Raw genomic sequence first — 19979 nt, 5'->3', positions numbered from 1 at the left:
CAATGATTTTTTTGTACAGCAAATTATGATGTGAGAAATACCATTTTTGATGTACGTATGTAAATGAAAATTTGTAGATGTTAAATTGTGAAAAGTAAAAAACATATAATTTTTGGAGGAAATCAAAAATGAAGAAAGTTTCAAAGTTTTTAGCAGTTCTTATGGCTCTTGTAATGACTTGTGCAAGTCTTACAGCGTGTGGAAGCTCAGCTTCTCTTAGCAAGGCATTTACTTGCGGCAACTCTTTTTACATCGATGCTATCGGCTGGTACAGCAGTGATGTAGTAACTCTTAAGGTTAACAGCGACAACACATATGAGCTCACATATCAGGAGCACATTTTTGGAACAACAGATCCTGGAGTTAAGGGACTTAGAACAGTTGTTTATACAGGTAAGTGCACATCAGCAGCTTCAGCAGATGGTTGGGCAACTCATGTAGACTATACACTTCAGCCTGCTGACAGAATTTATTTCGAGCAGCATGAAAAAGGATACGGTAGAAGCAATATTGCTGGTCACTGTGTTCTTGATACAGCAAACTGGACAGACGACATGAAGGAAATCGCTGATCCTGAGAATGGTGCTATGGATGGAAAAGCATTCCTTTCAAAGTATGCTGAGACACTTACTATCACAGTTGAGGATCCTTCACTTGATCCTGAAGATGTAAGTCTTGGATACAGAATTATCACAATGCCAGAGATTAAGCTCATAACAGAGGCTTGATGGAGGATTTATTTTGAAGAAGAAAAAGAATGTACTTTGGGTAGTCCTTAGTATTGTTTTTACGCTTTTCTTCCTTATCACATTGATTGGTGGCCCCATTGCCAACAACTACTCCCAGATCATAAATATGGTCCTGGGAGTAGAAGGGTCTAAAGTCATAGGTGACGAAGGAATTACATATTTTGAGCCTGATTACACAAGTGATCAGCAGGTTGACGAAGGACAGAAGGTGGTAGAAAGCGTTGTTGCAAATGGCGCAGTTCTACTTATGAATAAAGATAATGCCCTTCCTCTTAAATCAGGTGACAAGATCACACTGGCTAGTATCAATTCATCTAAATTTGTTTACGGTGGTACCGGTTCAGGAGGAATGAACACTGACGGTGTTGACAGCCTTAAGGATGCACTTGAAAAAGATGGATTTGAAGTTAATCCAACCATGTGGTCTTTTTATACAGAAGGCGCTGGTAAGGAATATGGCAGAATTCTTGCTTCAGGAAGTTTGAATAACTATATTTTTGAAAATAGCGAGTTCAAGGTTAATGAAGTACCTGTCAGCAAATATTCAAGTAATGAATGGGATTCAATTAAAAGCTATGGTGATGCAGCTGTAGTTGTTTTTTCAAGAGTGTGCGGCGAAGGAGCCGATCTTCCATGGTATGGAGCAGGAGATGCTGATGGTAATATCCTGCAGCTTTCCAAGGATGAAAAAGATCTTTTAGCTAAACTTTCAGAGCTTAAGGCAAACGGATCTTTAAAGAAGATTGTAGTTCTTTTGAACGCTGCAAATGCGATTGAGCTTGATTTTCTCAATCCTGATATATGCGGAGTTGATTATGGAATTGATGCCTGTATGTGGATTGGAGAAGTAGGTCAGGGAATCAGTGCAGTTGGTGAACTTTTGAATGGTACAGTTAATCCATCAGGTAAACTGGTAGATACCTATTGCTATGATAACCTCACTTCACCTGCGCTTCAGAATGCTCATGCAACATCTTATACAAATTCCAAGTCAAAAGGTTTGTCTTTTTCTGAAGGTAATAATGAATATTACGTTGCATATCAGGAAGGCATCTATGTGGGTTACCGTTACTATGAGACCCGTTATGAAGATGTAGTAATGGGAACTGAAAATGTTGGTGAATATGATTATGCATCTACAGTTGCATATCCTTTTGGTTACGGTCTTAGTTATAGCGATATCTCCTATGAGAGCATCGCAATGGAAGAAGATGGCGATAATTTGAAATTTACTGTTAATGTAAGCAATAGCTCAAATGTTGACGGAAGAGAAGCTGTACAGATCTATATGCAGTCACCATACACCGATTATGATAGGTTAAATGGTGTAGAGAAGGCTTCTGTTGAGCTTGTTGGATTTACAAAGGTAGATGTACCTGCAGGTGGAAGTGCTGTTGCAGAAATAACAGTTCCGAAGACTGAACTTAGAGCTTATGATGCAAATACAGCAGGAACCTATATTTTAGATGCTGGTGATTACTATTTCACGTCAGCAAATGGTTCACATGAAGCGTTAAATAATATTCTGGCAGCAAAAGACTATACAGTAGAAAATGGCATGACTTCTGATGGTAATAGAGATATGGTTTGCCAGTACAATGTTCCCATTCAGGATAACACTGTTTTTGCTACAGCTATAACAGGAAACGAGATTCAGAACCAGTTAGACCATGCAGACCTCAATAGAAGGGAAGGCGATAATGGTGATGGTATCGTTTATCTGACAAGATCTGACTGGGAAGGAACAATGCCTGTTGCTAACATTACAAATGATAGCTATGAGGCAGCTTACAAGATGTCTGCATCTGATGACATGGTTGCACAGATGAACGAAGTTTATACAAAGAATACTGATGGTGAAATGCCTGTTGTTGGTAAGGAAGGAAATCTTAATCTTGCCCAGTTTGTAGGTGTTCCAATTGATGGAAGCATTGAAATTGATGGCAAGACTTACACATGGGATGATCTTGTTGATCAGATTTCTTTTAACGAAATGGCAAAGCTTATTGGCCAGACATATCATTCTACAGCTCCTGTAGCTTCAGTATCAAAGCCTGCTACAAAGGATGAGAATGGTCCACAGGGTATTACGGCTACACTTACAGGCGGTGGATCTTCTACAAGTTATACTTCTGAAGATCTTATGGCTGCATCATTTGATGCTGAAGTAGCAACAGCTGTTGGCCGCAGCATGGGTAACGACTGTTTGCTGGCAAATGGCAAGGCATATTCAGGAATTTATGGTCCTGGTGTAAATATTCATAGAACACCATACAGTGGCAGAAACTTTGAATATTATTCTGAGGATCCATTTATTTCAGGTAAGATATGTGCTGCTGAAGTTTCTGGTATTCAGAGTAAAGGTGTATATGTTTATTTGAAGCATTTTGCACTCAATGACCAGGAAACAGCCAGAGATGGTATCTGTGTATGGACAAATGAGCAGGCAGCCAGAGAGCTTTATCTTCAGGCCTTTGAGTACCCTGTAGTTGAAGCATCTGCTTATTGTGTCATGACAGGCTTTAACAGACTTGGTTGCGTTTGGGCTGGTGGAGATTATGGTCTCATTACAGGAATTCTTCGCGGAGAGTGGGGAATGCCCGGATTTGTGCTGACTGACTTCTCAAACAACAACAATTACATGGATGTATTAAATGGTCTTATGGCAGGTGGAGATGGCTGGGATTGCAACGATGGCGCAAAGTGGACACAGAAGCTTGTCGAATACAAGGATGATCCTACAGTTGTTGCAGCAATGAAGGAAGCTACTAAGCACATCCTTTATACGACAGCCAATTCAAATGCAATGAACGGTGTTTCTGCAAATATGCAGGTTGTAGAAGTTGTCACATGGTGGCAGATACTTATAATTGTTCTCGATGTTGTATTTGGAATCCTTGCAGCATTTAGTATATTCATGCTTGTTCACAGTATTAAAAAGAATAAATAATATAATATGAATTAAAAGTCTCAAAAATATAATTTTTGGGACTTTTAGTTTAAATATTGGGGTGAAAAGATGAAAAAAGGAAATTGGGTAGTCCTATTTTTAGTTATAGTATTCATTTCGTTTAACAGTATGGCTTGTGGTAACACAGCATCAACAGATAATTCAAAGGCAGCAAAAGCAAATTCTCCTTGGTTTACAGAGGGGCGAAGTCTTGAGAAGAATGATGATTTTGAATCTACTGAATATTACTTGGAAAATAGTGTGACAGGACGACACATCTATTCAGTTGAAACGAAACCAACTGGAATTGCTGATGGTGAAAAAGTACCGGTTGTTATATATACACATGGTCAAAGTGGTTATGCTACAAATTTTTATGCCATATATTCAAGACTTGCGAAGGAAAAGATAGCTGCTTTTTCTTTTGAATGTTGTGGTGGAAATAAAAGCGGGGCAAAAAGCGAGGGAAGTAAGCTGTTTCCAGCTCATTACACATCAAGAATGACTGATCTTGAAACTGTACTTGCCAAGGTGAAAACATTGGATTATGTAGACACCGATAGGATTTTTTTATTTGGCGAAAGCTACGGAGGAGTAACATCTTCATTTGTTGCTGCAAGTCATAATGAAATAGCAGGACTGATTCTTTTGTCAACTGGAATAAATGAGCAAATGATGGCGCGAGAAGAGGATGATGAAACATACATTCCCGAAAATGATTCCGATGAACCATTCGAAAAGATAAAAGGATATACCGGGGATGTAATATTATTTAATGGCGAGCAGGACTTTGCATATGAGGGCGGAAAGAATCAGATTGATGCCTATAATAAGCGAAGCGAAGGAAGTGCAGTCTTTTATTCTTTGCCTAATTCAGGACACAGCTATTCAGAACTTGATGATGCTGGTAAGGAATTTGTTATTACGACTATGATTGATTTTATTGGGGAGAGATGAATATGAGAAAAGGTATTACTATAGCAATTTGTTTAGCAATGACTATTGTTTCTGCTGTTGGGTGTGGGAAAGAATCTACAAAACAAGAAGTAAAACAGGATATAGATGTTACAACATATTATGTTAAACATAAATTTCCTGAGGAAAAGTTAAATGAAACTGAGACTCTTATTACTTCGCCGGCCGGGAGTATTCTGAGTACAGATACAAAATTTGTCAAATATGATTTGATGGATTCAAAGTGTGATAAAAAAGGCAGAATTGAAAAAGTTGAATACTCTACTGATGTGTATGAAGATGGGAAAACATATGATAAATATGTGAATGTTTATCTGCCAAGTGATTATGATGAAAACAGGACAGAACCTTATAATGTGCTCTATTTTCAGCACGGAAATAAGCTTTCCAATGATTATTTTTTACAGGAAGAGTATAAAAACCGTTTAGATAATCTTTTTGCATCCGGAAAAGTAGACCCGGTAATTCTGGTATTTACTACTTATTATCTTGAGCCTGATAAGGCAGATGAAATAAGGAAGACTGAGCCGGACGCCCCTGCTGGAGATGGAAACTATACCGGGGTACCTGCTAATTTTTGGAAAGAAGTCGTAGAAGATATAATTCCGACGGTAGAGGCAAAATATAATACATATACAGAAAGCTTTGACCAGGATGGGCTTATTGCGTCAAGAGATCATAGAGGTTTTTCTGGTTATTCACGTGGAAGCTGTTGTACATGGTATATGTTCCATTCAGCTCTTCCGTATTTTAAGTGGTGGGCTCCTATGAGTGCAAGTTGCGTAGCCGGAAAGCAGATAAGCGAAAATCCTACTGATGAGGAGGCTTATCAGTATTTGAAGGAAGCGGTAGATGATAATCCGGATATGGATTTCTTTATATATGTTGGAAGTGGTGGTCCCACAGATGCTGGTTCACTTAGAACACAGATGGCATATTTTGAAAAGCAGCCAATTTTCTCATACGGTGATGATCCAAACACTAATAATTTGTATTATGTGCTTTCAAATTTTGAGCATGGAGATCTTTATGCACCTTACTATTACTACAATAGCTTGCAGGTGTTATTTAAAAATTAAACTATATTTTTGCGAGTGGCATGCGCCTTGCTCTCTTTCATGTTTATTCAAAACAGAAAACAGGGCGCATTATTTCATCTTAACTGTCTATTTATGAAAATTTCCGTTTGGCTTTATCGTACTGGACATTTATTTCTTGAAGAGCAGCAGTGTCACCGTCCATGTTATCAGGATGGTAGAGTTTTACGAGAGACTTGTATTTTTTATCAACGCTTTCTTTTGTAGTACAACCGGCAAAGAAGTCAAAAGAACTTGATGTAGCTTGTGTAGCGCTACCATAAGTGTTCTTATTGTATTTTGAATTATTGTATCTTTTGCCATTGCCTGAGTTGTTATAGTCATACTCGTCATTATCTATATCATCGTAGTCATCCTCAGGCTCATCATCGTAGTCTACATCGTCATCCTCATATGCTTCATCTTTATCATATTCATCATCGTATTCTTCATCGTAGTCCTCATCATAATCTTCATCGTCGTAGTCTTCGTCATCGTAGTCTTCGTCATCGTAATCTTCTTCATCATAATCCTCGTATTCGTAGTCCTCATCTTCATAATCATCATCTTCATCTTCATAGAATGAGGCTCTTTTACTGCGACGATGATCGTGTTCATCCTCGGAATCGGCATAGGATCTGTTCTTGAGCCATTTTTCATAGTCTTTTTCATAATGTCTTTTGCCTGCATCAGGGAAAAGATGGTAATAGCGGTCAAGGGCCTGAGACACAAAACCTTTACCGATAAAGGCTCTTAAAACGTAAATTACAGCATCTGCAATGATACAGAAGAAAATTATCTTGCTAAATGACATGAATACTGAGATGGAAAGAAGAATGGTTCCAACAGGGATTATCATTATGATGGTCAGTATCAAAAGAAAAATATAAAGAGGAGCACCTTTATATGAGTAAACCGATTCAATCCACCAGGTCCTGATATCGTTGTAAAAGGAAGTAACAACATAGTTATTTTTGGTAAAACTGTTGTTGGCCTCTTTTACCATCTCCTCAGGAATATTCAGGTCACTGCCCTGGATATCTAAAGAGTGGGGCGCCTGAACCTGAGGATCAGGGCCGGCTCCTATAGATAATAGCCCGAAGTTTCCTCCAAAGAGCAGAAACACGTTTATACATAGTAATAGAAAAAATGAAATTGATGTAACAGGAAGAATACAGAAAAACAGCTTAAGAAATCTGACATAAGCTCTTATAAACCAGGAAAGCATTGAGAAGAATGCCTTTAAAACTGAAACAACAATACTTGAGATGGCATTAACGGCCATCATTAAAAAAGAAACCATAATTACTAAAACTCCTTACCCTAAATCCCCACACAAAGAAAATTTTATATGAAAAATGAAAAGGTGTCGAGAGTCTTGAAGAAGTCTCTTTTAAATGATAAGGTAAAAAGTGGCGTTTAGCCGGAAAAGGTGAGTGTATGAAAATATTAAAAAAGCTTTTGGAAAAATATCCATGGATAAAATATTTGGCAGGGCTGGTTCCTTTTATTCTTGCATGCATAGGTTATGCGCAGTCCGGGGAGATGAATGCATTTCAGGTAATCTATGCTGCTATAGCAATCTATTTTGTAAATCCTGTTTCTGATTATGAAACTCCAATCATTTTGTTTGCTAAAATAGCTGCCGTTGTAGTTACAGCTGGAATTATTTTGAGCTTTGTGAAATATGCTTTTTACAAGATTGAGCATTTCTTTTCAAGGTTTTCAAAGGATGCAACAGTAGTTTACACAGACAATGAACTTGGAAGGGCGCTTGGAAGTACTTTGAAGCATGGTTATGTTGTTGATGGACTTTCAAAGCCTGAGAGAGTAAAGAATCATATTCTAATGCTCTCAGACGATGCGGAGAGCATTAGATTTGTCAGCCAGAATGTTAAGGCTTTGGCTAATAAGAATGTATATATGATGATGAACAGTCTTGATTCATCACTTCTCAAGGCAGGCAATCTTATTAATACCCAGATGCATTTCTTTAATGTTAATGACCTTATGGCAAGAGATTTTTGGAAAAAGAATAATCTATATGACCACAGGGATGAAAACTACAAAATTGCTATAGTTGGCTCAGGTGATGTAGCTTTTGCTATTTTTAAATATGGCTATCTGAATAATCTTTATAGCTTAAAGCAATCCTTTGAGTATCATATCTGGGGGATGGAAGGCTCAAGAGCAGACTTTTTGAAGAATCTTTCCACTGAGAATAACGATAAGATTATTGTTCATGAGAATCCATGGGATATGGAAATGGATATTCTTGCTGATATGGACAGGCTTATCTACACTGAAAAAGAGGACCAGATTGATTTTATCCAAAAGGTCCTTTATGTTAATCCTCTTGCTGAGATCCATTGCTATTCAGATGAAAAGATAAGTTACGCCGATATTTATGTATCAGATAAGATCATGGTATTTGGTGATATGGAGAACATTCTCACTGAAGATAATGTCAAGAGTGAAAAGCTCTATAGACAGGGTAAGCTCTTTAACTATGACTACGCACTTAGATACAGCAACAGGACTGCGCCTTCTGATTATGAAAAAGAAATGGAAGACGAATGGAAGAAACTTGATGGATTTAAGAAGAGTTCAAGCATAGCAAGAGCAGATCATTATTGGATTGAAAAGCGCCTAAAAAATGATGGCGTTATGGATGAGGACAGTGAGGATGCCTGGAGAATCGAGCATATCAGATGGAGCAGATTTCATCTTGTTAATCATTGGTCTTTTGCTGAAAAAAGGGATAACAGCCGCAGAAAGCACAATCTTCTTATTCCTTATGAAAATCTTCCTATGTCAGAAAAAGAGAAGGATGGCATTTATGACAGCACAATAAAGGCAGAAATTGACAGGCTTGATAGAGAAAACTAAAATGTGTTATAGTTTAATTTGATATTATGCGTCTTTTTGCAGGTAGGAGGATTGATTATGGACGAAGGCTTGCCTTCTGTCATTTTTATTGCAGTACTTATAGTTCTTTTTATTGATATACTTATTCATTCCATTTTCCGCGCTGTATGGCACTTCAAGGGCGATGAAATGGAAAAAGAAGAGAATGTCAGGGTATTTAAGTTTTTTAATGATGATGCCACAAGTATCGAAGGCTTTCTTATCAATGTTTTTTATAAAGCCATTTTATATTTGTGCGGAGATCGCGGTGATGCCAGCCTTTCGGATGTGACTGAGGAAGAGATCAAGTCTATGGTTACAGAAGGTCAGGAACATGGCGTTATCCTGGAGTCAGAAGCAGATATGATATCTAATATTTTTGAGCTCTCAGATAAGGAAGCTCAGGATATCATGACAAATAGAAATGCCATGGTGGCTATCGATGCAAACATGACCCTTAAAGAAGCTATTAACTTCATGATGGAGACCAATAACAGCAGATTCCCTGTATATCTTGATGATATCGACCACATAATTGGCATAATGCATATAAGAGATGCCATGAAAAAGCTCTCAGAGGAAACAGATGAGGAGCTTCCTATAAGGAAGATAAAAGGCCTTCTTCGTCAGCCTAAATTTGTACCTGAGACAAGGAATATCGATTCTCTTTTTCGTAGCATGCAGTCATCTAAAACTCAGATGGTCATAGTAATTGATGAATATGGCCAGACTGCAGGACTTGTGTCTATGGAGGATATCTTAGAGGAAATAGTAGGTAATATCCTTGATGAATATGATGAGGATGAGAACTATATTAAACCTACCAAGAACAAAGGCGAATTTATCGTCGATGGTATGACTCCTTTAGAAGTCCTTGAAAAGAAATTTGAAATTTCATTTGAGGATTCTGAGTTTGAAACAATAAACGGTTATCTTATTTCCAAATTGGACAGGATACCGGAAAGTGACGAAGAATTTGATACTTCAGTTGAAGGCTATAATTTCAAGATCCTTTCTGTACAGAATCATATGATCCAGAGCGTTCTTATGACAAAGCTCCCGGAAGATGAGACGGGCAGTGAGGAAAAAGAATTAGAAATAGCAAAATAGTTAATTATTATGAAAGGAAGTTTTTATGTCAGGACATTCAAAATTTGCTAACATCAAGCACAAAAAAGAAAAGAATGATGCAGCAAAGGGAAAGATTTTTACTATTATCGGTAGAGAAATTGCCGTTGCAGTAAAGGAAGGTGGACCAGATCCAGCTAACAACTTTAAGCTTGCACAGGTTATTGCAAAGGCTAAGGCAAACAACATGCCTAACGATACAATTGATCGTGGAATCAAGAAAGCATCAGGTGCTGACGGAGCAGTTGATTACAAGAATATTACTTATGAAGGATATGGCCCTGGCGGAACAGCTATCATTGTTGAGGCACTTACAGACAACCAGAACAGAACAGCTTCAAACGTTAAGAGTGCATTCACTAAGGGAAATGGTAACGTTGGAACACCTGGATGTGTATCTTACATGTTCGATAAGAAAGGTCAGATCATTATCGATAAGGAAGAGTGCAAAATGTCTTCTGATGACCTTATGATGCTTGTTCTTGATGCAGGCGCTGATGATTTCAATGAGGAAGAGGACAGCTATGAGATCCTTACTTCTCCTGAGAATTTCCAGCCTGTAGTTGAGGCACTCGGCAGAGAGAATGTTGAGTCTGTTTCAGCAGAAGTAACAATGATTCCTCAGAACTACGTATCTGTAACAGATGCTGATACAGTTAAGTATCTTCAGAGAATCCTTGATCTTCTTGATGAGGACGACGATGTTCAGGCTGTTTACCATAACTGGGAAGAGGCAGACGAATAATTATTATTTTTAATATTTGATAGGCGGGGGGAGTCCTAAAATGAAACTGAAACGTATGTGGCCAGCGTATTGCATCTGGGCTTTGTTTATTATTTTTGATGTGGTGATGGTAGCGAGTTCCAGCTTCTTTTTAGGACTTTTTCCGTCTGATAAAAAAATAATGTATACAGCAGTTCTGACGGTTCTGGGAATTCTTTTGATGTCAGTGCTGATGGTGTTTTTTGGAAAGTTATATGACAGCATTGAAGATGGGGTTGCTTCAAGAGAAAATCTTTTTGACATTCTTTATGGGCTTTTGCTGGGAATCATAGTTGCCAGTGCATTTATTTTAAGGATGAAGGTCTGTGCCAATGGGGCTCTTGAAGTTTCCGGTAAGCTTTCTCTTTATGAAAATGCTGTGATCGGCGGTACAAATGTAACTTCCGAAAATGATCTGTTGTCTATCGTATACACCTTTATTCTCAGAGGTATTCTTTTTCTTACAGGTAATGACATAAACGTTGCGCTGTTCTTTGAGATTGTTTCATTCTGCATTTTTATCCTGTTTTCATCGGCTTCGGTAAAAATGTTATTAGGAAGCCTTCCGTCTATTGTTTTTGCTTCCTTTGTTTCATTTATGCCGATATTTGTTGACAGGTTCAGAATACCTTCTCTTGGAACTGACAATCTTTTTTATGCAATGTTCTCTATAGAACTCTTTTTGATAGCGGCGCTTTTGAGAGGCACATACCGTGGACGCTTTATATCAAAAGTTTGGATCATTTGGTATCTGATTGTTGGTGCTGTAATTGGTTTTATGGGCTATACAGATGCCGGAACACTTTTTACTATTGCACCATTTGTTTTCTCTATTCTGTTTATTGTCGGACAGCAGTTAAAGAGTGGGCTGTTTAAATTAGTATTTGTTTTACTTGGTGGCGTATGTAGTTTCTTTGGAATGATCATCCAGGAGCTTGGACCTGAAAATACGCTTAATACATTAGTGAAATGGGCTACATATTATTTTAAGAATCTTAATACCTTTAGCCTTTTCATGATCTATACGGATTATAAGATAATATATCTTGTTACTGTTATTGCCATGTCTGGTGTTATCATTGGATTTTGGAAAAACAGAAAGATTGACAGAGTTTCTCCATGGCTTTTATCTATGCTTATCATTTATGTAACAGTTCCTTTTATGGGAGCTACACAGATGAATTCTCAGATAATGGTCACTATATTCTATGGCTTCGTACTTGCCTGCGTAGTCAGCCTTATTACAGTATCTCCGGAAGATGATGGACTTATTGTGATAGAGGATGAAGAGAATATAGAACAGGAGGAAACACAGGCAGAGGCAGCTGAAGAAAGCGCTGACGATGCTGATGAGGGCAAGGAAGAAATTGAGGATATTGCAAAAGAAATAGTGAATAAAAAAGTTAGTGAAGTTATAACAAAGGAAAAAGAAGTCAAAGAAGAACAGCGCTTCGTGCCGGAAGGAATGGTACTTCCTATGGAAACTGAGGCGGATTTAGGCGAACGAGACGAGGTACCACGGATGAAGATGCCTAAATTTGAGGGAACGATCTCCATTGATAGAAAAGAGATCGAACAGGCCCTTAAGGATGATTTTGATATTCCGCTTAAGCCAGGCGATGATTTTGACTTTTAAAATATATAATTTGAAGGGACAATTATGAGAATAGAAGATTTGGACGCTTATGAGATAGTTGAAAAGAGAAGAATAGAAGATCTCAACTCTGAAAGCTATCTTTTAAGCCATAAAAAGACAAAGGCAAGAATTGCTCTTTTGTCTAATGATGAAGAGAATAAGGTTTTTTCTATTGGATTTAGGACACCACCAAAGGATTCTACAGGTGTTGCTCATATTATTGAGCATACAGTTCTTTGCGGGTCAAAAGAATTTCCAATAAAGGATCCTTTTGTAGAGCTTGTTAAGGGATCACTCAATACATTTTTAAATGCTATGACTTATCCGGATAAGACCGTGTATCCTATTGCCAGCTGCAATGATGCTGACTTTCAGAATCTGATGCACGTTTATCTAGATGCGGTTTTTTATCCCAATATATATAAGACTGATAAGATTTTTAAGCAGGAAGGCTGGCATTATGAGATGGAGGATGAGTCCTCTGATCTTACAATTAACGGTGTTGTCTACAATGAGATGAAAGGTGCATTTTCTTCTGCAGATGATGTCCTTTCAAGAGAAATTCAGAATTCTCTTTATCCTGACACTACTTATGGTTTTGAGTCAGGTGGAGATCCTGATCATATTTATGAGCTCACTTATGAGGATTATCTTGATTTCCACAGGAAATATTATCATCCTTCAAACAGCTATATTTATTTATATGGAAACATGGATATGGCTGAAAAGCTTGATTATATCGATAAAAACTATCTCTCGAAGTTTGATTATCTTAAAGTTGATTCTGAGATTGCAACGCAGGAAGGATTTTCTTCTCCTAAGGAGGTCAGAAAGCCTTATTCAATCCTTGAGTCTGACAGCGAGTCAAAGAACACATATCTTTCTTACAACTGCAGCATAGGTTCAACCTTAGACAGAAAGACATATATTGCATTTGATATTCTGGATTATGCTCTTTGTTCAGCTCCGGGAGCCCCTATAAAGAAGGCTCTTATTGACAAGGGAATCGGACAGGATGTTTACAGTGAGTATGATAATGGAATCAAACAGCCTGTATTTTCAATAATTGCCAAAAATGCTGACAGTTCTCAGAAGGACGAATTTGTAAAAACTATCGTTGAAGTTCTTGAAAAGCAGGTTAAGGATGGCATTGACAAGAAAGCTCTGATGGCCGGACTTAACTATGATGAGTTTAAGTATAGAGAAGCTGATTTTGGAAGATTTCCAAAGGGACTTCTGTATGGCCTTCAGATCTATGACAGCTGGCTCTATGATGACAAACTGCCATGGATTCACGTTGAAGCAAACAATACCTTTGCTGAACTGAAGAAAGAGGTTGATGGAGACTACTTTGAAAAGCTCATTGTTAAGTATCTTCTTAACAACAATCATAAGACAGTACTTATGCTTGAGCCTGAAAAAGGTCTTACTGAGAAAAAAGATGCGGAGCTTTCAAAAAAGCTTGCTGCTTACAAGGATTCCTTATCTGCAGATGAGATAAAGAGAATTGTAAAAGAGACTAAAGAGCTCAAGGAATATCAGGAAACACCTGATGATCCTGAGGACCTTAAAAAGATTCCGCTTCTTAAGCTTGAAGACCTTAAAAAGGAAGCTGAACAGTTCAAATATGAAGAAAGAGAAATGGATGGTGTTAAGATTCTTTTCCATGACATTTTTACTAATGGAATTGACTATCTGACATTTGTCTTTGACCTTAAGAATATAGATGCAAAGGACCTTCCATATGCTGCAGTGCTTAAAAAAGTGCTTGGCATGATGGATACTGAACACTATACATATGGAGATCTTTACAACGAGATCAATATACGAACAGGTGGAATAAGCGGATCTATCAGCACTTATACAGATTCTTTCGATGTTAAGAAATTTGAAACTGCCTTTGAGATCAGCGTGAAGGTGCTTCATGATAACCTTTCATACGCTTTTGAACTGGTAAAAGAGATCCTTACATGCACTAAGTTTGATGATACAAAGAGATTAAAAGAGATATTTGGTGAGCAGTATGCAAGACTATCATCTGATCTTTCATCTGCAGGTCATCAGACAGCGGCTCTTCGTGCTATGTCCTATGTTTCGCCGGCTGCCTTTGTTTCAGATCAGGTAAGTGGTATTGGATACTTCAGAACTCTTGAGGAACTTCTGAAAAAAGTTGAAACAGATGAAGGAGCAAAGGAAATATCTGAGCATCTTTATAGACTTTGCAAGCTTATCTTCAGACCAGAGAACCTTTTGGTTGATATAACCGGAACTGAAAAAGAGTATGAGAATGTTCCAAAGGAGAGCGTTTTGTTCTCTAAATCTCTTTTCACAGAAGAATGCGAGAAGGGCCATTTGGAGATCACAACTAGCAGGAAAAATGAGGCGTTTATTACTGCAGGACAGGTTCAGTATGTCTGCAGAGCCGGCAATTATGCGAATAAAGGACTTAAGTACAATGGAGCCCTTAGAGTATTGAAGGTAATGATGGGCTATGATTATCTTTGGAGAAATATCAGAGTACTTGGCGGTGCATACGGATGCATGAGCAGCTATGCTAAAAATGGCGACAGTGCATTTGTGACTTATAGAGATCCTAATCTCCAGAATAGTATTGATGTATTTGAGAAGGCATCTGATTATCTTAAGAACTTTGAGGCAGATGACAGAGTAATCCTTCAGTATATAATTGGCGCGATATCTGATCTCGACACACCAAAGACACCTTCAGGCAAGGGGACTTATGGGCTTACAGCTTATATGTGTCACGCTAAAATGGAGAATATTCAGAAAAGCCGTGATGAACTTTTGGGGACGACCAAGGAGACAATCAGAAGTCTTGCTGCGTATGTTGACGCGTTTATGGAAGATAACTGCGTTTGCGTTATCGGAACAGCAGACAAGATAGAAGAAAGCAGGAGTTTGTTCAACGTTGTTGAGCAGCTTGTAAAGGCTTAAAAGGGGGATTTGTTATGAAAAAGGGTAGCATTAAAGCTTTATTGTTAGGGGTTACAATTGGAGCAACAATAGGTCTTTGCGCATGCGGAAACAGCGGATATACAGGCTCTAACTATGCAGAGGAATCTGTAGCCGAGTCTGCGTATGACGCTAAGGGCTACAACGCTTATGAGACCATGGATGCAGATGCTGCTGAGGCTCCGGGTGAATCTGCTCAGGTTCCGGAAAAGTCAGACAGAAAGCTCATTACAACCGTAAACTTAAGCACTGAAACAGAAGATCTTGATAAGACAATGGCACAGGTTGAGAACAAGACCAAGGAGCTTGGTGGTTACATTGAGAACAGCAGCATCTATAACGGAAGCACTTATTCCTCATATAAAGAAAGCAGAAGTGCCAGCTACACCATCAGAATTCCTGCTGATAAGCTTGATCTTTTTATAGAATCTGTTGAAGAGGGAACCAACATTACTAACAAGTCAGTTAGTGTTGATGATGTCACACTTCAGTATGTTGATATAGAAAGCAAGAAGAAAGCATTAAAGACAGAGGAGCAAAGACTTTTAGAGATACTTGAAAAGGCTGAGACAGTTGAAGACATTATAAAGGTTGAGGAAAGACTTTCTGATGTAAGGTATGAGCTTGAAAGCATTGAATCACAGCTACGAACCTATGACAACAAGGTCGATTACAGCACAGTTTATATGGATGTCTCAGAAGTTGAGCAGTATACGCCGGCTGAGAAAAAAGGCGTGATCGAGAGAATTGCTGAAGGATTTGTATACAACTTTAAAGAAGTGATCAATGCGCTTGTTGAGCTCTTTATATGGATAGTGATACATATCCCTCAGATAATAATTCTTTTGCTCCTATGCTTGGCAGCCATATTTGGTTGCAGAGTATATGCTTCTTCCAGAAAAAAGAAGCGCGAAATGAAAATGAGAGCATATATGCAGGCTCAGGGACAGGTCCAGCCACAGGCTCAACCATCGGCAGGCCAGGTAAATACACAAGGAAATGATAATGGAAATAAACAATAGTTTTAAAACAGGCTTTATAACTTTAATTGGTCGCCCAAATGTGGGTAAATCTACACTTATGAACCATCTTATTGGACAAAAAATTGCTATAACTTCCAATAAGCCACAGACCACAAGAAACAGGATCATGACTGTTTATACAGATGATGATGCACAGATGATATTTCTTGATACGCCGGGCATCAATGAAACCAAGAATGCTCTTGGCGAATATATGTCAAAGGTTGCCAAAAGTGCCATAGAAGAAGTAGATATGGTACTTTGGCTTGTAGAGCCCAGCACTTATATCGGTGAAGTAGAGAGATCAATTATTGAAGAATTAAAGACATTAAAAAAGCCTGTGATCCTTGTAATAAATAAGATAGATACTGTTCCGGCTGAAAAGCTTGAGCTTTTTGAAAATGCCTATAAGAAAGAAATGTCTTTTTCTAAGATAGTTCATGTAGCAGCCCTTAAGGGACAGAATATTGACGGTGTGATGGATGTCATCAAGGAATTCTTACCTGTGGGACCTCCATTTTATGACGAGGATACAATTACAGATCAGCCTGAACGAGATATTGTAGCTGAAATAATCAGAGAAAAGGCTCTTAGACTTTTAAAGGATGAGGTTCCTCATGGAATAGCAGTTACTATTGAAAGCATGAAGATGCGTGAGAAAAAGGCTGTAGAGGAAAAGAGTAAGAAAAAAAGGCATTATCATCCTCCAAAACAGGCAGCTTTAGACCTTGATGCAATGCTTAAGGATGCAGCTATTGATTCATCGAGCGGAATGATGGATATAGATGCGACCATTATTTGCGAAAAGGATTCTCATAAAGGAATTGTTATAGGTAAAGGCGGAGCAATGCTCAAAAAAATTGGGACTGCAGCCAGAAAAGATATTGAGGATCTCTTGCAGTGTCAGGTTAATCTTCAGATATGGGTTAAAGTCAGAAAAGACTGGAGAGATGACAAGACTCAGATGAAGAGTTTTGGATATGATGTGAATAGCTTTAAAAAGTAAGGATTTTTATGGAAGAACTTGTCTATGTACGTGGAATTATAATAAAGCATTCACCTGTAGGCGATTACGACCTTGTGGCAACTATTTTTACAGCTGAAAGAGGTAAGATAACAGCTTTTGCCAGAAATGCCAGAAAGCCTGGAAACAGGCTTTCCGGTAACGTTGAGCCATTTAGTTTTGGTACATTTAAGCTGTATGAAGGAAGAAATTCCTATACTATTGTTGAAGCAAATATAGAAAACTACTTCGAGGGATTCAGACAGAATTTTGAAAGTGCCTGTTATGGCTCTTATTTTTTGGAAATTGTCAGTTTTTATACGAGAGAAAATAACGAGGATAAAGAACTCCTTAATCTATTGTATGTTTCACTGAAAGCTCTTTTGAAAAATAATATTCCCAACAAGCTTGTAAGATGTGTGTTTGAACTTAGAACATTAAAAACTCAGGGAGAATATCCGGGAATTCCGGAGAATATGAATCTTCTTGATTCCACCAGGTATGCAATGAATTATATTGCGACAAGTAATCTTGAAAAGCTTTATACTTTCACGGTTACGGATGAAGTTCTTTCAGAACTTGAAAAAATATCGAGCCGCTATATAGGAGATAGTATAGACAGACCACTTAAGAGTCTTGAAATGCTTAATATGATATAACAATATGTTCTATTGAAAAAGAAAAACTATTTGGATATAATTACTTTGTTTGTTTTGAGGAAAAATCTATGAACGGGTTTATTATGAAAAGATTTGTCGGAGTTATCAGCGCGTTCATGTTGCTGTCATGTCTGTTTGGATGTGGAAGTAATGAAGGACAGCTTACAACTGTAGCACTAGATAAAAATGGGAAGATCACCAATACAATTTATGAAGACTTTTCAGAAGAGTATTATGATGTCACTGAACTGACTCAGATGACAGAGAATGAGATTTCTTCTTTTAACGCAGAAAGACTTACTGAAAAGATCACATTGGATGCAGTTGATAAGATATCTGATGGAAATGCTGTTAAAATGGTCTTAAAATTTGCAACACCGACAGATTATGCCGAGTTTAACAACACAGTTCTTTATTATGGAACTGTACAGGATGCGCTTGACAGAGGTTATTCTATATCATCAGATCTTATTGATGAAAATGGCCTTAAGATAAACTCAGATGCTTTAGAAGATAATAAGGACAATCATATTATTATTACTAAAGACAGATCGGTATTTATTACACCTTACAATATAGTATATTCTTCAAACGGAGTTTCTTTAAAAGGAAAAAAAGAAGCTGTTTTGTCTTCATCAACAAGTGAAGAAATACAGCTCATTCTTTCAAAATAATTTTTTTATTAAAATCACTTGCTTGTGATTGATTGGAGGAACATGGAAGCAAAAGCAAAATCAATGGAAAAGATCATAGCACTGGCCAAGGGAAGAGGATTTGTTTACCCTGGTTCTGAGATTTATGGAGGTCTTGCCAATACCTGGGATTACGGTAACCTTGGTGTTGAGCTTAAGAATAACGTAAAAAAGGCATGGTGGCAGAAGTTTGTACAGGAGAACCCTTACAACGTCGGCGTTGATTGTGCGATCTTAATGAATCCTAAGACATGGATTGCATCAGGTCATTTAGGAGGCTTTTCTGATCCTCTTATGGATTGTAAGGAATGCCATGAGAGATTCAGAGCAGACAAGATCATAGAAGATTTTGCTTCTGAGAATGGAATTACTCTTGAATCTTCAGTTGATGGCTGGAGCCATGAAGAAATGGAAAACTTCATCAAAGAGCACAGCGTTCCATGTCCAACATGTGGCAAGCATAACTTTACAAGCATCAGAGAGTTCAACCTTATGTTCAAGACATTCCAGGGTGTAACAGAAGATGCTAAGGATACAGTTTATCTTCGTCCTGAGACAGCACAGGGTATTTTCGTAAACTTCAAGAATGTTCAGCGTTCTTCACGTAAAAAAGTGCCTTTTGGTATTTGCCAGATCGGTAAGAGTTTCAGAAATGAGATCACACCTGGTAACTTCACTTTCAGAACAAGAGAGTTTGAGCAGATGGAGCTTGAGTTCTTCTGCAAGCCTGGTACACAGACAGAATGGTTTGAGTATTGGAGAAAGACATGTTATGAATGGCTTCTTTCTCTTGGTATCGACAAAGAGCACCTCAGACTTCGTGATCATGATCCTGAGGAACTTTCATTCTATAGTGATCACACAACTGATATTGAGTATGCATTCCCATTCACAGATTGGGGTGAGCTTTGGGGCATTGCTTCAAGAACAGATTACGACCTTACAAGACATCAGGAGACATCTGGTGAGCCTATGGAATACTTCGATGATGAGACTAATGAGAAGTACATCCCATATGTAGTTGAGCCTTCTCTTGGAGCTGATAGAGTAACACTTGCATTCCTTTGCGAAGCATATGATGAAGAGAATATTGGAACAGAAGAGAAGCCAGATATGCGTACAGTTCTTCACTTCCATCCAGCAATTGCACCTGTTAAGATCGGTGTTCTTCCTCTTTCAAAGAAACTCAATGAAGGTGCTGAGAAGATTTATGCTCAGCTTTCAAAGAAATATAACTGCGAGTTTGATGATCGTGGAAACATCGGTAAGAGATATCGTCGTCAGGATGAGATCGGAACACCATTCTGCATCACATACGATTTTGATTCAGAAGAGGATCACAAGGTTACAGTTAGATTTAGAGACAGCATGGAGCAGGAGCGTATCGCTATCGATGAGCTTGATGCTTACTTCGCTGATAAGTTTACATTTTAAGGAGTTTGTTTG

The 19979-nt window shown here is 38.1% G+C and carries 15 protein-coding genes; 14 read left to right on the top strand and 1 reads right to left on the bottom strand.

Annotated features, from left to right (window positions below; all coding sequences use genetic code 11):
- The first annotated feature begins 128 nt into the window (after positions 1 to 128).
- The 4 genes from E7303_RS00580 to E7303_RS00565 all read left to right on the top strand — a co-directional run bounded on the left by E7303_RS00580 (position 129) and on the right by E7303_RS00565 (position 5753).
- Positions 129 to 728, top strand: coding sequence for a hypothetical protein (locus E7303_RS00580; protein WP_292143356.1), 600 nt, complete (start codon positions 129 to 131; stop codon positions 726 to 728).
- Between the two features lie 13 nt (positions 729 to 741).
- Positions 742 to 3699, top strand: a complete 2958-nt coding sequence (locus E7303_RS00575; protein WP_292143355.1) for a glycoside hydrolase family 3 C-terminal domain-containing protein — start codon at positions 742 to 744, stop codon at positions 3697 to 3699.
- Between the two features lie 69 nt (positions 3700 to 3768).
- The gene (locus E7303_RS00570) at positions 3769 to 4656 is read left to right on the top strand and encodes an alpha/beta hydrolase family protein (protein ID WP_292143354.1); all 888 of its coding nucleotides are present in this window, start codon (positions 3769 to 3771) and stop codon (positions 4654 to 4656) included.
- A gap of 2 nt (positions 4657 to 4658) precedes the next feature.
- Complete coding sequence (locus E7303_RS00565) at positions 4659 to 5753, top strand: alpha/beta hydrolase (protein ID WP_292143353.1); 1095 nt, start codon at positions 4659 to 4661, stop codon at positions 5751 to 5753.
- A gap of 91 nt (positions 5754 to 5844) precedes the next feature.
- Here the strand turns inward: E7303_RS00565 and E7303_RS00560 are convergent, their stop codons facing one another.
- Positions 5845 to 7053, bottom strand: a complete 1209-nt coding sequence (locus E7303_RS00560; protein WP_292143352.1) for a J domain-containing protein — start codon at positions 7051 to 7053, stop codon at positions 5845 to 5847.
- A gap of 137 nt (positions 7054 to 7190) precedes the next feature.
- On the opposite strand from E7303_RS00560, the gene E7303_RS00555 reads away from it, so the two are divergent.
- From E7303_RS00555 to E7303_RS00510, 10 genes are all read left to right on the top strand, one after another.
- Entirely contained in the window at positions 7191 to 8639 is a 1449-nt protein-coding gene (locus tag E7303_RS00555; RefSeq protein WP_292143351.1) for a hypothetical protein, read from the top strand.
- A 57-nt stretch (positions 8640 to 8696) separates the two neighbouring features.
- Positions 8697 to 9767 carry a hemolysin family protein gene (locus tag E7303_RS00550; protein ID WP_292143350.1) on the top strand — a complete coding sequence of 357 codons (1071 nt, stop codon included), beginning with the start codon at positions 8697 to 8699 and terminating at the stop codon, positions 9765 to 9767.
- Positions 9768 to 9792: 25 nt separating this feature from the next.
- Entirely contained in the window at positions 9793 to 10530 is a 738-nt protein-coding gene (locus E7303_RS00545) for a YebC/PmpR family DNA-binding transcriptional regulator (protein ID WP_022773242.1), read from the top strand.
- Positions 10531 to 10570: 40 nt separating this feature from the next.
- Positions 10571 to 12184: a hypothetical protein gene (locus E7303_RS00540; protein ID WP_292143349.1), complete on the top strand. Its 1614-nt coding sequence runs from the start codon at positions 10571 to 10573 to the stop codon at positions 12182 to 12184.
- Between the two features lie 24 nt (positions 12185 to 12208).
- Entirely contained in the window at positions 12209 to 15139 is a 2931-nt protein-coding gene (locus E7303_RS00535; RefSeq protein ID WP_292143348.1) for an insulinase family protein, read from the top strand.
- A 14-nt stretch (positions 15140 to 15153) separates the two neighbouring features.
- Positions 15154 to 16179, top strand: coding sequence for a DUF4349 domain-containing protein (locus E7303_RS00530; RefSeq protein WP_292143347.1), 1026 nt, complete (start codon positions 15154 to 15156; stop codon positions 16177 to 16179).
- Positions 16163 to 17185: a GTPase Era gene (gene era, locus E7303_RS00525; RefSeq protein ID WP_330601597.1), complete on the top strand. Its 1023-nt coding sequence runs from the start codon at positions 16163 to 16165 to the stop codon at positions 17183 to 17185. The genes E7303_RS00530 and era overlap by 17 nt, the downstream gene beginning before the upstream one ends.
- Positions 17186 to 17193: 8 nt before the next feature.
- Positions 17194 to 17841 carry a DNA repair protein RecO gene (gene recO / locus E7303_RS00520; protein WP_292143346.1) on the top strand — a complete coding sequence of 216 codons (648 nt, stop codon included), beginning with the start codon at positions 17194 to 17196 and terminating at the stop codon, positions 17839 to 17841.
- Between the two features lie 68 nt (positions 17842 to 17909).
- A complete protein-coding gene (locus E7303_RS00515) occupies positions 17910 to 18515 on the top strand; it encodes a hypothetical protein (protein WP_292143345.1) in 606 nt (201 codons plus the stop codon).
- Positions 18516 to 18557: 42 nt separating this feature from the next.
- Positions 18558 to 19967: a glycine--tRNA ligase gene (locus E7303_RS00510; protein WP_292143344.1), complete on the top strand. Its 1410-nt coding sequence runs from the start codon at positions 18558 to 18560 to the stop codon at positions 19965 to 19967.
- Positions 19968 to 19979: the final 12 nt, after the last annotated feature.

The organism is Butyrivibrio sp. (genome assembly GCF_015056685.1).
Lineage (GTDB): Bacteria > Bacillota > Clostridia > Lachnospirales > Lachnospiraceae > Butyrivibrio.
Note: the sequence above shows the minus strand (reverse complement) of the source record. Positions and strands in the feature narration are given on the sequence as shown.

Coding starts and splice junctions, on each gene's coding strand:
- E7303_RS00555 (WP_292143351.1), top strand. CDS start 7,191: ATGAAAATATTAAAAAAGCTTTTGGAAAAATATCCATGGATAAAATAT.
- E7303_RS00570 (WP_292143354.1), top strand. CDS start 3,769: ATGAAAAAAGGAAATTGGGTAGTCCTATTTTTAGTTATAGTATTCATT.
- E7303_RS00540 (WP_292143349.1), top strand. CDS start 10,571: ATGAAACTGAAACGTATGTGGCCAGCGTATTGCATCTGGGCTTTGTTT.
- E7303_RS00580 (WP_292143356.1), top strand. CDS start 129: ATGAAGAAAGTTTCAAAGTTTTTAGCAGTTCTTATGGCTCTTGTAATG.
- E7303_RS00510 (WP_292143344.1), top strand. CDS start 18,558: ATGGAAGCAAAAGCAAAATCAATGGAAAAGATCATAGCACTGGCCAAG.
- E7303_RS00535 (WP_292143348.1), top strand. CDS start 12,209: ATGAGAATAGAAGATTTGGACGCTTATGAGATAGTTGAAAAGAGAAGA.
- era (WP_330601597.1), top strand. CDS start 16,163: ATGGAAATAAACAATAGTTTTAAAACAGGCTTTATAACTTTAATTGGT.
- E7303_RS00530 (WP_292143347.1), top strand. CDS start 15,154: ATGAAAAAGGGTAGCATTAAAGCTTTATTGTTAGGGGTTACAATTGGA.
- recO (WP_292143346.1), top strand. CDS start 17,194: ATGGAAGAACTTGTCTATGTACGTGGAATTATAATAAAGCATTCACCT.
- E7303_RS00515 (WP_292143345.1), top strand. CDS start 17,910: ATGAACGGGTTTATTATGAAAAGATTTGTCGGAGTTATCAGCGCGTTC.
- E7303_RS00550 (WP_292143350.1), top strand. CDS start 8,697: ATGGACGAAGGCTTGCCTTCTGTCATTTTTATTGCAGTACTTATAGTT.
- E7303_RS00545 (WP_022773242.1), top strand. CDS start 9,793: ATGTCAGGACATTCAAAATTTGCTAACATCAAGCACAAAAAAGAAAAG.
- E7303_RS00560 (WP_292143352.1), bottom strand. CDS start 7,053: ATGGTTTCTTTTTTAATGATGGCCGTTAATGCCATCTCAAGTATTGTT.
- E7303_RS00565 (WP_292143353.1), top strand. CDS start 4,659: ATGAGAAAAGGTATTACTATAGCAATTTGTTTAGCAATGACTATTGTT.